This is a genomic window from Mycoplasma sp. 06067-C1-B144P-99-0482-3 (genome assembly GCF_051053925.1).
In the GTDB taxonomy this organism is placed as follows: domain Bacteria; phylum Bacillota_I; class Bacilli_A; order Mycoplasmatales; family Mycoplasmataceae; genus Mycoplasma; species Mycoplasma leachii.
On sequence record NZ_CP144017.1, the window covers coordinates 52,674 to 67,473 of the forward strand.

Genomic DNA, 14,800 nt, shown 5'->3' on the forward strand with positions numbered 1-14,800 from the left:
TAATTAATATTAATAAAGAAAAAAGGTACTTAAATAAGCACCTAAATTAGTTTAGTATAACTAGTTGTTTGATGATGTTTTTTCAACTTTAGTTTTTATTAAATCTAAAAACTCTTCTTTCAAATCTTCTCTTTCTAAACCAAAATCTAAAATAGCATCAAGATAACCTAGTTTATTTCCAATATCATATCTTGAACCATCAATTATCTTAGCATAACATTCAGATTCATCCATTGTTTTTAAAATTGAATCAGTTAGTTGGATTTCACCACTTTTATCTTTTATTTTCATATCTAAATATTTAAATATTTCAGGTAATAAAACATATCTACCACCAATTGCAATATTACTTGGAGAATTTTCTGGTTCTGGCTTTTCAACAACTAAATCAACTTTATAAACATCTTCTGAAATTTGATTACCTTGACAAATTCCATATTTTTTACTATTTTGTTTATCAATATAAATAGTACCAAGAACATTTTGATGATACCTATCATAAATATCTATTAATTGTTTAATAGCTGGGGTTTTACATTTAAATAAATCATCACCTAACAACACAGCAAATGGTTCATCTTTTATAAAATCTTTTGCTAAAGAAATAGCGTGTCCTAAACCAAGTTGTTCTTCTTGAATTAGATAATAAATTGTTGCATTATATTTTTCACTTATTAGTTGCAATTCACTTATCTTATTTTTTTCTGTTAAAAAGTATTCTAATTCAATATTTCTACTAAAGTGGTTGACTATGTGATTTTTTCCAGCACGTATTATAATTAAAATTTCTTCAATTCCACTATTTATTGCTTCTTGAACAATAAATTCTATAGCAGGTTTATCTATTATAGGCAGCATTTCTTTTGCTTGTGATTTAGTAAAAGGTAAAAATCTAGTACCAAATCCAGCACAAGGAATGATGGCTTTTCTTATTTTCATAGTCAAAAGCTCCTTTTAGTTTTACTTAATTTTTCTTCTTTATCATTCATTTTAAAATTAGATAAAACAATAATAAATGGTGTTAATGCTAAAGGAACAGTAATTATTAAAGTAGGTACAACCGTTCCTCATGAAAAGTAAATTAAAAGTGATATACAAAATGAAAATATCAATGGTTCAATTGAATGCAATATCACATATCTTAGTGGTATTTTATTTTTATCTTTTGGTGTTACTAAAAACACTGCTTTTTTATTAAAAAAACCAAGAATAACAGTTCTTATCATCATAGGTGTTAGACTAGTGTAGTTAATAATTGAAGCAATAAAAAAAGGAATTACAAAAAAGATTTTTTTAGATTTTGCATAAACAAAGAAATTTGGAATAACTGGAGATATTAAAAATAATAAAGACATTGATAATAAAGCGATTCTGTATGGATCTATTCTATATTCTAAAAATCCTAACAATGATGTATTGATAATTAGTATCAAACTAAGCATAGGAATAATAGGTAAAGAATAGTGAGATAATTTAATATCTAATTTTTCATATCATTTATATGATGATTTTTTAATATTTTTAGAATATTTTTTCATATACTCAACATTACCTTGAGTTCACTTGCACTGTCTTTTTTTTAAAGAAATATAATCATTTGGAAATTCTTCTTTACAAAATATATTAAAAGCATATGCTATTTTATAACCAGCATCTTTTACTTCAATAGCAAAAGCAATATCTTCAGCTACAATATGTGGAAATCCATTAGTTTTTTTATAACATTCTTTACTAATCATCATCCCATGTCCTAGTAATGAATTTGAACCATAAAAATTTTTCATTACTTGAGTCACTAAAGAATTACTATCGATTGATAATCCTAATAAATATTGGTAAAAATTGTTTGGCTTTGCAGCTAAATGTACTGCTTGTACAACACCAATATTTTGATCATATTGAAAGTATTTTAAAGATTCAGAAATAAAGTTATTTGGTAATATTTCATCACTATCTAAAACAACAAAATAATCATAATCATTATTTTTTAAATAGTTATTTAGATTACCTGCTTTAAAACCTTCTCTGTTTTTTCTTCTTATTACTTTTATATTATGTTTTTTACTAAACTCATCTATTTTAGAAATATATTCTAGCTTAGTACTATCATCTAACATTACAATTTCATAATTTATATGATCTTGAAACATAGATTTTTTTAAAGCATTTGGGTCAAAATCATCACAAGTACAATATAAAAACACAACTTTTTTATTTTTAAATTCCTCAGTTAAAACAGATTTAACTATAGGATCATATTTTTTTAATATTGATTTTTTTCTAATTATAAAAATTAAAGAATACACGAAATCTTTAATACTATTTAATCAAAAATAAGAAAGAATTATCGAGTTAATTCACAAAACAATTATTATAAGAATCTTATTGTATAGCTTTAAATCGCTTTGTCTTATAAAAAGCATTACTGAACTAGTTGCTACAGAAGCAATAATAAGACAATTACATATTGTTCAAAAACCAATAATCAAACTATAAACGCTTGAATTCTTTTTCATATATTTATTCTCATTTCTTTTTTGTCTCTGGTCTATACAACTACAAAAATAATTTTAATTGATTTACAATATATTTTTTAAAAAATCAATACTAATTTTTTTAGTTTTATTTTCAAAATTCTCTACGCTAAAAAAAAAAAAAAAAAAACAAGAAAAACTTAATAGTTCTAAAATCCCATAAAATAGGGGTTTTGATAATAAAAAAAGATCAATTTATAAAAAGTTTTTTATTTTTAAAAAAAATAAATATCTTAAATTATTTTTTTACATTACTTACTATTTGCATTTTAAAGTCTGAATTAAATAAAAACAAATTGACTAATAAATTAGTATAAAAACAAAACTAATTGTTTTTAATTAAAATTATATTTTAAAAATGTATTATATAATTTAGTTATATGTCTGATTAGCGCAACTGGCAGAGCAACTGACTCTTAATCAGTGGGTTGTGGGTTCGATTCCCACATCAGGCACCATTTTTGATAACACAAAAAAAGACTTTTAAGTCTTTTTTATTTTATACTTTAAAATTATAAATAGGAGATAAAAAATGAATAGTCAGTTTATCGCTTTGTTTTGTGATTTTAAGTATTTAACTGCTAAACTTTTAAATAAATTTAATAAAAATCAACTAATTATTTTTGGATATAGTTTAAATAAAAATGATTTTGATTATATTTGTTCAGATTATCAATTAAAAATATTTAAAGATCAAAAATATCAGTTTATTGATTTAAATAATTGAGATTTTACTCGATTAATTAATAAATATCAATTCACAAAAGTTTATATTACAAAAAGTTTTAAAAAAATGAATAATATTGAAAATATTTTTCCTAATACTTATATAGAAGATGATTTAACAGATATTAATAATGCAAAACAAGCTTTAATTAATGCTGATATAAGTAGTTTTTATAGCATAGCGGGTTTTAATTATACATTTAGTGGAATTGTAACTCATTGTAATCATTTAGGAAGAACTATTAATTTTCCAACAGCAAACATTTTAACTAATGACAGTTTAGTAATTAAAAATGGTGTTTATTTAGTAAAAGTAATAATAGATGATAAAAATATACAATTTGGTATGGGTGATCATTGAATAAATAGAAATAATTTAAAAGTTTTTGAAACTTATATATTTAACTTTAGTAATGATATTTACAATAGTAAAATTACTTTTGAATTACTAGATTATATAAGAGACAATCAAAAAATAAATAGTTTAGAGCAATTAAAAACATTATTAAATAATGACAAAAAAAAGTGTTTAAAAAGATTGGAGAAATATAATGGATAAAATTTTACTAGGTTGTCATGTTAGTATGAATAAACAAAATAATTATTTAGTTGGAAGTGTTAATGAAGCTATTAGTTATAAAGCAAATACTTTTATGATCTTTACAGGTCCTCCACAAAGCACACTAAGAACTAATACTAATCATTTATATATTAATCAAATGCATGAATTAATGAATAGTTATAAAATTGATGCAAAAGATCTATTAGTACATTCTCCTTATATTATTAATATTGCAAATAGTGTTGATCAAAACAAGTGAAAATTTGCTGTAGATTTTTTAATTCAAGAAATTAAAAGATGTGAAGAAATTAAAATACCAACTTTAGTATTACACCCTGGTTCTCATACTACTGGAAATTATAAAGATTCATTAAATCAAATCATTAAAGCTTTAGATATAGTAAGTAATTATCAAGTTAATGTAAAAATTGCTTTAGAAACTATGAGTGGTAAAGGTACTGAAGTTTGTTCTAGATTAGAAGATTTTAAATACATTTTAGATAATGTTAAAAATAAAGATAAGGTTGGAGTTTGTTTAGATACTTGTCACTTACATGATGCTGGTTATGATTTAAGTAAATGAACTGAGTTTAAAGAACAAATCAAACAAAATTTTAGTTTAGATAAAGTTTTATGTATTCACTTAAATGATTCAAAAAATATGATTAGCTCACATAAAGATAGACATGCAAATATTGGTTATGGTTATGTTGGTTTTGATACATTAGTTAACGTGGTTTTTGATAAAGATTTTTCTAATATTTCAAAAATATTAGAAACACCTTATATAGACAAAAAAGCTCCTTATAAAATAGAAATTGAAGATTTATTAAATAAAACATTTACAAATAGGTTATAGTTCTAATTTAATTAGAAAGGAATTATATGAAGAAATTACTATCAATAATAACAGGTTTTTCATTAGTTATTAGTCCTAGTTTATTTGCTATAAGTTGTTCACCAAAAGTTCAAATTAATAATAGTTTTTCTGACATAACATCAATAAAAAATGTTAAAGCCTTTAAAAACAATCAAGCGTTTATAAGTAGAAACGAACTAAAGGAAATAATTAGTGAGACTACAACAACAAATGGAGTAAATAATAGTGAAACAATTACAAGTGGGGCTCAAACTAATCATAAAAACTATGCAACCAATAGACTAAAAGCTTTAGCTGCTGATAGCTTTACTAAAAACAAACAACAAGCTTGAGAGAGTTTAAAAAAAGTTAGAATGACTTTTTATAAAAAAGTTGAACCTACTGCTATAAATGTTTTAGGATATGAAGAAATTAAAAAAGAAACAGTTGATAAATTAGAAAAAGATCTTAAAACTATATTTTTAGTATTTAAAGATAATAATAAAGAAAGTGAAAAACTAGAAGTTGAATTATTATCTGAGATTAATAGCAATAATCAAATTGTAAAAGATGGTGTTCTTTATTTAAAACACTTAGAAAAACCAGAAAATCTTAAGTTAGCAAATCAAAAAAGCATTGTTGAAGTTTTAAGAAAATATTTTTATCTTATTCCTAACCTTTTAAACAATTCTAAAGAAAATACTGTTCAAAAGAACAATAGTTTAAAAGAAACTGAATTTTTTAACAATATAATAAAAGATCTATCATCATATTTAGCTAATGCAGTTAAATATTTTAATTCTGAGTCTGGTGTAGTTTTAACAAATCCTAATTTTTCATATAAAACTAGAAGCAAGCAAATTTATGAATATATAACTAAAAATAAAAAAGACGATTTATACACAAGATTATCAAAAGTATTTTCATCAGAATTTAACAAAATAGACTTTATAGATGTTTTTAAGGATTTTGAATTTGATAAAGATGATATTAAAAACAATAGTAATGATAAAAAAATAATTACAAAAATAATCAAATCTTCACCAACAAATTCATCATCTTCATCAACTACTACAAGTTCAGCTACCACTAGATAAAAGGAGAAAATATGGAAACTAAAATAAGTTTTTCTAAAAAAAGAAAACTACTGATCCAAGCCTTTTATAAATATCAATTATTAAATGCTAGTATAGATTATATTTATCAAGATGTATTAGATGATGTTCAAAATTTCAATAATAAAAAATTACTTTTTGAAATTAATCTTATTGCTGAAAAGCAAGTTGATCTTATTAATCATATAAACATAAATATTTCTTTAAATTGAAAATGAGATAGAATTCCTGCTGTTATTAGAGCTATTTTGATAGTTGGAACATATGAAATTTTATATACAGATATTCCAAAACCAGTTACTATTAATGAAATGGTTAATTATGTAAAAGAAATTGAACCTGATTTTGATTACAAGTTTGTTAATGCAGTATTAGATAAAATAATTAAATAAAATGAAAACGATTTTATCAGTTCAGCAGCTAAATGAAAGCTTAAAAACTTTTATAGAAGAACCAGATTATTTTAAAAATATTTATGTAAAAGGTGAATTGTCTAATTTAACTTTTAATAAATCAGGACATGTATATTTTTCAATAAAAGATCAAAATGCTGCAATTAATTGTATGATGTGAAAATCTAATACACAAAAATTAGAATCTTTGAATTTAGAAGATGGTATGCAAATAATTTGTCATGGAAGATTAACTTATTATATACCAACAGGAAGAGTTAGTTTTGAAGTAAAAGATATTCAAATTTATGGCATTGGTGATCTACAAAAAATTTATGAACAAAGATATAAAGATCTAAAACAAGCAGGATGATTTGATCAAAGTCTAAAAAAATCACTTCCTGAATTTATAAAAAATGTTGGAATTATTACAGCTAGTTCTGGAGCTGCAATTCATGACTTAATTACAACAATTCATAGAAGACTACCTTTAATTAATATTTATTTATTTCCAGCTCAAGTTCAAGGTGCTCAATCTGAAATAGATATTGCAAATAAAATAAAACAAGCTAATGATTTTAAAGTTAAATTAGATGTTTTAATAGTTGGAAGAGGCGGAGGAAGTTATGAAGATCTTTGAGCTTTTAACGAACTTGTGCTATTACAAGCGATTAAAGATAGTAAAATTCCTATAATTAGTGCTGTAGGTCATGAACCTGATGTTGTTCTATCAGATTTTGTAGCTGACATTAGAGCAGCAACTCCTACTGCTGCAGGAGAACTTGTAAGTAAAGATATTAATGAAATTAAAAATAGATTAAAACATTATTATCAAACAAGTAAAACTTTAATATGAAATAAATTAAAATTAACCAATCAAAAGTTAATTAATTTTAAAGAAAATCAAATTAAATTTATAAATAATTATTTATCTAATCAATATTTAGAACTTAAACAATTAAGTATTTATAATCCAAACTTAGTTAAAAATAAAATAACTTCATTAATTGATAAATTAGATGATAATAAGCATTTTGTTTTTGAATCAATTAAAAAAATTATAATTTTACAAAATAAAGAAATTAATAGTTATTTAAGTATAAGTAAGCAAAAAATATCTGATTATTTAAAAAAACAAATTACTGATTTTAATTTTGCAATATTTAGTTTTAAAGGTTTAATTAGCCAAAAAATAAAATTTGAAGAATTAAGTTTTATTTCACTTGAAAAGCAAGTTAATTTACTAAACCCTTTAAAACCTTTAAAAAATGGTTTTAGTATAATTACTAATTTAAATGATCAAAAAATAACATCATACAAACAAGTAAAAATAAATGAAGATCTAAAAGTTTTTCTATCTGATAGTAAACTAGTAGTAACTATAAAAGAGGTAAAGATTAATGAATAATGAAAATAAGAGTTATGATGAACTAATTTCTGAAATTAAAGAAGATACTAAAAAACTATCAAGTAATGAAATTTCAGTTGAACAAGCTATGGAAATTTTTGAACAAAACATTAAAAAAATTAAACTAGCAAAAGAAAAATTAACTCAATATAAAGGTCAAATTAATAAAGTAATGCAAGATGATGAGTTAGAAGAATTTAAAGACTAATGAAATTAAGATTAGATGAATATATTTATAAAAACAATTTAACACAATCAAGAAGTAAAGCAAAAGAACATATTGTTAACAAAAGGGATGTTTATGTTAATAATATAAATATTATAAAACCTAGTTTTTTAGTTGATAATAATGATGTTGTTGAAATTAGAACAACAAAATTAGAATATGTTTCAAGAGCTTATGAAAAACTAGAAAAAGCTATAAATAAATGAAATATCGATCTGACTAATAAAGTTTGTTTAGACATCGGAGCTTCAACTGGTGGGTTTACTCAATGTTGTTTAGAAAATAATGCTAAATTAGTTTATGCAGTTGATGTTGGAACAGATCAATTACATCCATCACTTTTAAATAACAAAAAAGTTATTAATATGAGTCAATATAATTTTAAAAACGCTAAAAAACAAGAATTTTTAGAAAATATTAATTTTATTTGTTGTGATGTAAGTTTTATTTCTTTAGAAAAAATTTTTATACCTTTAAAAGATATAGTTGAATTTAATACAATTGGAGTATTTTTAATAAAACCTCAATTTGAATCTCAACCACAAAATATTAAAAATGGAAGAATTAATTCTAAATTAGATCATAAACAAGCAATTTGAAAAGTAATTAGTTATGCAAATAACAACAGTTTTGATGTAATTAATTTAGATTATTCTCCAATTTTAGGAAATAAAAAACAAAACATTGAATATTTAGCTTATACTATTAAAAAAGAAAATAATTATAAAATCTGAAAAGAAGAACAAATTAATCAACTAGTAAATATAGCTTGAAAAGAATTAAAAAAATAGGTTATTCTAATAACCTATTTTTTTGTATATAAAACTCTAATTGATAAAAATCACTAATAGCTAAATCGGGTTTTTTTCTTTTAATTGATTTATTTTGACTTCTTCTAATTCTTAAAATATCTCTTATATTAGTTTTATCTCTTTTTAAAACTCTAAAAATAGATTTTAATAAACTAGATTTAACTTTAACAATTAAATCTAAATTAGTTAAGTTTAATTCAAATAATAAAGCAGCTTCAATAATGTAATTAGTATTTGGATTGTTTTTGATTTCTTTTTGGATTTGTTTACTAATTAGTGGTCATAATAAACTATCAACTTGTTGCTTTAATTTTTTATTTGTAAATAGTGTTTTTCTTAAATATTTTTTATCTACTTTATCATCTCTAATGATGTTATTATCAATTTCAAATAATTTAGATTTAATTTCTTGATTTTCTAATATTTTTTTACTTACATCATCTGCATTAATTATTTTAAATTCAGGATGAAAATTTATAAATTTATTTGAAATATAAGTTTTACCAGATCCAATTTTTCCATAAATACCAATTATCATTTTATACACCATGCATTCTAAGCTGTTTTTCAGCTGAAATTTCAGTTACTGTTATAATTAAGTTATTTTGTTTATTAACTACAAAAAAGATATTAGTATTAGAAGCTGAAATATAAATTTCGTTACCTGACATAAAACTTTTAGTTGAATTTCTAATATGTTCTAAACAGATTTCTTTTACTTCATAATCTTTTTTACCTTTTAGTTTAAGCCTTTCTTTAGCTCTTTGCAAGCCATGATAACTAAAACTAAAATTATGTCTATAATAATAACTCATAACAGCTCCACTAATAATATAAAATTCAGATATTCACCTATATTATTGTACTTATTTAGAACTATATTTTTATCTAAATTAATTATTAATAAATAATTTGTTTAACTTTTTAACAAAAAGGGTAATTTTGCCGTTAATTTTAAAAAGTTTATCAGAAAGTAGCAAGTTATAATATTTTTTATAAATTTGAGCTATAAAATAATAGTTTTATGATTAGTATTTTTAAAAATGATGTTGATTTTTTACAAGATTTATTACACTTTCTAGACTAAAATTTAACAAAAAAGGTAATTTTGCCGTTAATTTTAAAAAGTTTATTGAAAAACAATAGAAAGAAACTCTGAAGAGGTGTTTATGGAAATAAAAAGAGATTTTTATTTAAATATGCTTATAGAAAAAATGAACAATAAAAAAGTAAAAATTATTACAGGGATAAGAAGATCGGGTAAATCATATATACTTTTCAAATTATTTTATAATTACTTACTTTCTAAACAAGTAGAAAAAGATCAAATTATTACTATTGCACTATAAACATATAAATTAACAACTAAAGTATTTAACCATATTTAAATATTGTACTTATTTTAAACTATATTTTTATACTTTAAGATTAAAACTAAAATAGTTATTAATAAATAATTTGTTTAACTTTTTAACAAAAAAGGTAATTTTGCCCTTAATTTTAAAAAGTTTATTGGAAAGTAATGAAAATACGCATCTTTTTTATATTAAAAAGAAGGGACTGCTAAAAGCAGTTCTATAAGTTCAATGCTTCAGGATTTAGTAAGAATTTTTAGATCAATGTACAAAATACACAATATCAAATCTTTCTACAAAAAATTTATATGGAATTCCGGTGTTTTTCTTCATAAAATAATTATTTTATAAGCTCTTATAGAAAATTTAGTCGGAATTCCGACTTTTTTTACACCAAATCGTCGATACATAACTAGAATGATGATTCTAAACATTAAAAAAACTACCAAATGTAGTTCTATAAGTTCAATGCTTCAGGATTTAGTAAGAATTTTTTTAATCCAATATATAAAATACCATTATTATCATAGTGTTCAAAAATATCATCATAAACTATGACAATCTTTTTATAATTGTCGTTCACTTTTAATAAAGGTCTGATTTCTTGTTCTTTTTTATCAGGTTCATCAATGTTTAAAGCTACTTGAATATAATATTTAAGATCAATTAGATTAGCTATAAAATCTATTTCTAAATTATGAATATTTCTTGAGTCACTAGATTTTTGATCATATAAAAGATAACCTACATCAACATTAAAACCTCTAATTTTTAATTCATTATAAACAATATTTTCTAATATATGACTACGATCTAACTCACTAAAATTTAATCACGCATTTCTTAAACCAATATCAGTAAAATAGTATTTTAAAGGCGTAGTAAAATACTTAGCACCTTTAACATCATATCTTTTTGCTTTACTTATAATAAATGATTCTTCAAAATATTTAATATATTTTGAAATAGTATTAGAACTAATTTTTGTTTTTTGTTCTAATAAAAACCTATCTGCTAATTTTAAAGGATTTGTTAAAGAACCTATATTAGATGAAATAAAATTTTTAGTGGCGGTGTCAATATTAATTGATCATTATTAACATTATATCTTTCTAAAATATCTCTAATATAAGTAGTTTTAAATAAATTTTTTAAATATATTGCTCTTTCATTAGTTGAATCAATTTTATAAAAAAAAGGCATCCCGCCATAAATAAAATAAGTTTTTAAATCAAAGTCTTTAACTTGTTTGCTTTCATAAATTTCTTTAAAAGTAAGTGGATAAACTTTGATTTCATCTCCTCTGTCTCTAAATTCAGTAACAATTTCACTTGATAACATTTTTGAATTACTACTAGTTACATAAATATCAATATTATCATGTAACATTAATCCAATTAATACACCTGTAAAAACAATTAGTTTACTATCTTCTTTAAAATAAGGATTCTTAATTGCCTGACAGTTTTGAATTTCATCTATAAATACATAATATTGAATATCTTTATTAGTGGTTTTATTTAAAAAGTAATTATAAAGTTCTAGTGGGTTGTGATATTTTGCGTTTAATGGATCATCCAAATTCATTGTTATAATTTGGCTCTGATCAACACCATTGTCTAATAAATGATCTTTAAATAAATTAAATAATAAGTATGATTTTCCACACCTTCTAATACCAGTAATGATTTTTACTCTACCATTATGTCTTTTTGAAATTAACTTATCTAAATATTGATCTCTTTTAATAACCATATTAATCCTTTATTAACTTGTTATCTAAATTCTAACATATATAAGGCTATTCAAATTTGTGGCACAAAAAAAATTTATATGGAATTCCAGTGTTTTTATTCATAAAAAGATTTTTGATATTTTAAAAAAATATATGGGGGCTCCCAGTATTTTTTTAACTTGTTTTTATAAATTCATATTCCAGAACTATATAAATGTTTAAAACCTATTTTACTGTATTTTATAATTAAAATAATTATTAATATTTATTGGAGGAATAATGAAAGTTTTAGTTATTGGTGGAGTTAATTATGATTTATATGCACAATTACAAAATGATATGAAATTAAACGATTCAAATATTTCATCTTTCTTTAGTGTTGTAGGTGGAGTTGGTCAAAATATAGCTGTTAATTTATTAAAAACTGATATTGATGTTGGTTTTATTTCTTGTGTTGGTGATGATTTAGAAGGACAATGAATTAAAAACCAATTAAATTCATTGTCTTTAAAATATTTTTTAATAACTAAAAAAGAATATAAAACAGGTAAATATATAGCTATACTAAATAAAGAAAATGATATGCAATTAGCAATAAGTGATACAGAAATTATTCAATCTTTACAATTATCTGATATTGACCATTTACAAAATATAATTAATGAATCTGAAATTATTTGTTTAGATGCTAATTTATCTGAACAATTTATTATAGATTTTACTAATAAATATAAAGATAAATTCATAATAGGTGAAGGTGTATCTTGTAGTAAAATTATGAAATTTAAATCTATTTTAAATAATATTTCACTTTTAAAAGCAAATAAAAAAGAAATCCAAAGCTTATTAAATACAGATGAAAATAACTTAACAACACTAGCAGAAAAAGTTATTGATCATAATGTTAAATCAGTGGTTATAACTGATAGTAAAAATGGATCAGTTTATAAATCTAAAAACAAACAAATACAAATCTATAATAATCAAATAGAAAATATCGTTTCTGCTTCAGGAGCTGGTGATGCATTTTGTGCTGGAATAATTTATAGTTTAATTAACAAACTAGATATGTTAAAAACAGCTTTTATTTTTAGTAAATATGCATTACTATCTAAAAATACAGTAAGTGAAATTCTAACTAAAGATATAATATTAAAAGAGTATAAGGAGATTAAATAATATGAAAATAGTTTACAGTAAAGAAGTAGAAACTGCTTTAAAAAATAATAAACCAGTTGTTGCTTTAGAATCAACAATTATAACTCATGGAATGCCTTATCCTAAAAATGTTGAAATGGCTAAAAATGTTGAACAAATAGTTAGAGATAATGGTTCAACTCCTGCAACTATTGCAATAATAAATGGAGTTATTCACGTTGGTTTAGAACAAGAACAAATTGAACAATTAGCACAATTAAAAGATGTAATCAAAACAAGTAAAAGAGATTTTGGTTATGTATTAGCTAATAAAAAAAGTGGAGGAACAACAGTAAGTGGTACTATTTTAGTTGCTAAAAAAGTAGGTATTAATGTTTTTGCAACTGGTGGAATTGGTGGAGTTCACCGTGAAGCTGAAATTACAATGGATATTTCAAGAGATCTTGATGAACTGGCAGATAATAACATTTTAGTAGTTTGTGCTGGAGCTAAATTAATTCTAGATTTAAACTTAACTAGTGAATATTTAGAAACTAAAGGAGTAGAAGTTTTAGGATTTAATACTGACAAACTTCCTGGCTTTTATTCAAATACTAGTGAAGTTGATGTCGCTTATAATGTAAAAACTGTAAATGAAGTTGCAAATATTATGCAATCAAAATGAGAGTTTACTAATGGTGGAATTGTTTTAACAAACCCAATCCCTGAACAATATAGTTTAGAATATAACTACATTATTAAAGAAGTAAACAAAGCATTAGAAGATGCTAAAAAAGCACACATTACTGGTAAAAAAACTACACCATTTTTACTTGCTAGAATTTTAGAATTAACTAAAGGAGAAAGTTTGCAAGCAAACATTCAATTAGTTTATAATAATGCTAAAATTGCTTCTCAGATTGCAGTTGAATATAATAAATTAACACAAAAATAAAACTAAATAATATAAAAAAACCTCATAAAATATGTCACGTTTAAATGTTGAACAAGTAGAATATTTTGATTTTTTTGCTGATAAAAATAAAGTTAAATTACCAAATTTCCCACCCTTCCAACCTAAAAAACTTGGAGATATTTTAAGACAATCATTAAGTATAAATTTTCCAGCAGGAAGTTGACCAAATGAAAGATATAAGTTTAGAAATAATATATTTCAATTTTTTTAGGAAACAAGTTTTGGAGAACCTACCATCGATAAAACAGAAAAATCTAATCTAGCAACAATAATTGTAAGTTCACTTGGAGGAACTGTAGGGATCTGTTCAATTATTGGAACAACTTTTTCAATATTAAAAAGACGTAAAGGAGAAAAGAAATTATAAAAAGATATTCCAGAGTTTTTATAAATTCATATTATTATCAGATTTACTAATATAAAATTACAATAATCAAAGGTTTAGACTCTATAACATAAGAATTTATTAATAATTAGACTAGCGTTGCTCATAAAAGTGAAGCAGGTTTTATTTTTTTAAATTTAAAAAGAAACATAAATTAAAGACCGAATTCACAGTTTCTTCAAGCTTAAATAAATGGAATAATTATAATAAAAAACTATCCATAAAATATTAGGTCGGAATTCTAACCTAATTATTTTTATCTATTACAATTTTGATTTAATTTTGTAGTTAAAAATGATTTTTAAATATTTCACTTATAAAAATACACTTATAATTGTAAGAATCATAGGTAAAAAATATTATTCTTAAAAAACGATAGTTACATGCTTTCAATTAATAAATTATATGCACATGTATAACAAAAAGCATACTAAAAATAAAAGACAATTAATGTAATTTTATATTAAATTATATCTTCTTGACTTAATGTTAAAAAGTTGGTGATGATATACATCATATAAAAATTATTAATGAAACACAATTATTAGCTAATAAGAGTTTAAAGATTTGTTCTAATA

General features: G+C 22.4%; 14 protein-coding genes, 1 tRNA gene and 2 pseudogenes. 12 read left to right on the plus strand and 5 right to left on the minus strand.

What is annotated here, in order from left to right; all coding sequences use genetic code 4:
- Positions 1-60: 60 nt before the first annotated feature.
- Together V2P32_RS00220 and V2P32_RS00225 are read right to left on the minus strand one after the other, a co-directional pair.
- On the minus strand, positions 61-939 hold the full coding sequence (locus tag V2P32_RS00220; RefSeq protein WP_013447423.1) for a UTP--glucose-1-phosphate uridylyltransferase: 879 nt from the start codon (positions 937-939) through the stop codon (positions 61-63).
- Positions 930-2,516 (minus strand): glycosyltransferase, encoded by a 1,587-nt coding sequence (locus V2P32_RS00225; protein WP_434343626.1) that lies wholly within the window; start codon positions 2,514-2,516, stop codon positions 930-932. Before V2P32_RS00225 ends, V2P32_RS00220 begins: the two co-directional genes overlap by 10 nt.
- Positions 2,517-2,916: 400 nt before the next feature.
- Here V2P32_RS00225 and V2P32_RS00230 point away from each other — a divergent pair.
- The 8 genes from V2P32_RS00230 (at position 2,917) to V2P32_RS00265 (ending at position 8,613) form a co-directional block, all read left to right on the plus strand.
- Positions 2,917-2,992, plus strand: a tRNA-Lys gene (locus tag V2P32_RS00230).
- 74 nt (positions 2,993-3,066) lie between these two features.
- Positions 3,067-3,819, plus strand: a complete 753-nt coding sequence (locus V2P32_RS00235; RefSeq protein WP_434343627.1) for a riboflavin kinase — start codon at positions 3,067-3,069, stop codon at positions 3,817-3,819.
- A complete protein-coding gene (locus V2P32_RS00240; RefSeq protein ID WP_434343628.1) occupies positions 3,812-4,681 on the plus strand; it encodes a deoxyribonuclease IV in 870 nt (289 codons plus the stop codon). Before V2P32_RS00235 ends, V2P32_RS00240 begins: the two co-directional genes overlap by 8 nt.
- A gap of 26 nt (positions 4,682-4,707) precedes the next feature.
- Positions 4,708-5,778 (plus strand): lipoprotein, encoded by a 1,071-nt coding sequence (locus V2P32_RS00245; protein ID WP_434343629.1) that lies wholly within the window; start codon positions 4,708-4,710, stop codon positions 5,776-5,778.
- 11 nt (positions 5,779-5,789) lie between these two features.
- Positions 5,790-6,188, plus strand: a complete 399-nt coding sequence (gene nusB / locus V2P32_RS00250; protein WP_434343630.1) for a transcription antitermination factor NusB — start codon at positions 5,790-5,792, stop codon at positions 6,186-6,188.
- Between the two features lies 1 nt (position 6,189).
- Complete coding sequence (gene xseA / locus V2P32_RS00255) at positions 6,190-7,596, plus strand: exodeoxyribonuclease VII large subunit (RefSeq protein WP_434343631.1); 1,407 nt, start codon at positions 6,190-6,192, stop codon at positions 7,594-7,596.
- Positions 7,589-7,804 carry an exodeoxyribonuclease VII small subunit gene (xseB, locus tag V2P32_RS00260; RefSeq protein ID WP_011386957.1) on the plus strand — a complete coding sequence of 72 codons (216 nt, stop codon included), beginning with the start codon at positions 7,589-7,591 and terminating at the stop codon, positions 7,802-7,804. The genes xseA and xseB overlap by 8 nt, the downstream gene beginning before the upstream one ends.
- A complete protein-coding gene (locus V2P32_RS00265) occupies positions 7,804-8,613 on the plus strand; it encodes a TlyA family RNA methyltransferase (RefSeq protein WP_434343632.1) in 810 nt (269 codons plus the stop codon). Before xseB ends, V2P32_RS00265 begins: the two co-directional genes overlap by 1 nt.
- Position 8,614: 1 nt before the next feature.
- Here the strand turns inward: V2P32_RS00265 and coaE are convergent, their stop codons facing one another.
- On the minus strand, positions 8,615-9,172 hold the full coding sequence (gene coaE, locus V2P32_RS00270) for a dephospho-CoA kinase (RefSeq protein WP_013447415.1): 558 nt from the start codon (positions 9,170-9,172) through the stop codon (positions 8,615-8,617).
- A 1-nt stretch (position 9,173) separates the two neighbouring features.
- Complete coding sequence (locus tag V2P32_RS00275) at positions 9,174-9,449, minus strand: hypothetical protein (RefSeq protein WP_434343633.1); 276 nt, start codon at positions 9,447-9,449, stop codon at positions 9,174-9,176.
- Positions 9,450-9,803: 354 nt separating this feature from the next.
- Between V2P32_RS00275 and V2P32_RS00280 the strand changes: the two are divergent.
- Positions 9,804-9,980: pseudogene (locus tag V2P32_RS00280) on the plus strand (AAA family ATPase); the annotation flags it as partial.
- 466 nt (positions 9,981-10,446) lie between these two features.
- Here V2P32_RS00280 and V2P32_RS00285 read toward each other — a convergent pair.
- Positions 10,447-11,744 (minus strand): annotated as a pseudogene (locus tag V2P32_RS00285) (ATP-binding protein).
- 259 nt (positions 11,745-12,003) lie between these two features.
- On the opposite strand from V2P32_RS00285, the gene V2P32_RS00290 reads away from it, so the two are divergent.
- Genes V2P32_RS00290 through V2P32_RS00300 form a run of 3 tightly spaced genes read left to right on the plus strand, consistent with a single transcriptional unit; the run spans position 12,004 to position 14,048 of the window.
- Positions 12,004-12,903, plus strand: coding sequence for a PfkB family carbohydrate kinase (locus tag V2P32_RS00290; RefSeq protein WP_434343634.1), 900 nt, complete (start codon positions 12,004-12,006; stop codon positions 12,901-12,903).
- Between the two features lies 1 nt (position 12,904).
- Positions 12,905-13,816, plus strand: coding sequence for a pseudouridine-5'-phosphate glycosidase (locus V2P32_RS00295; protein ID WP_434343635.1), 912 nt, complete (start codon positions 12,905-12,907; stop codon positions 13,814-13,816).
- A 31-nt stretch (positions 13,817-13,847) separates the two neighbouring features.
- Positions 13,848-14,048 carry a hypothetical protein gene (locus tag V2P32_RS00300; RefSeq protein WP_434343636.1) on the plus strand — a complete coding sequence of 67 codons (201 nt, stop codon included), beginning with the start codon at positions 13,848-13,850 and terminating at the stop codon, positions 14,046-14,048.
- Positions 14,049-14,800: the final 752 nt, after the last annotated feature.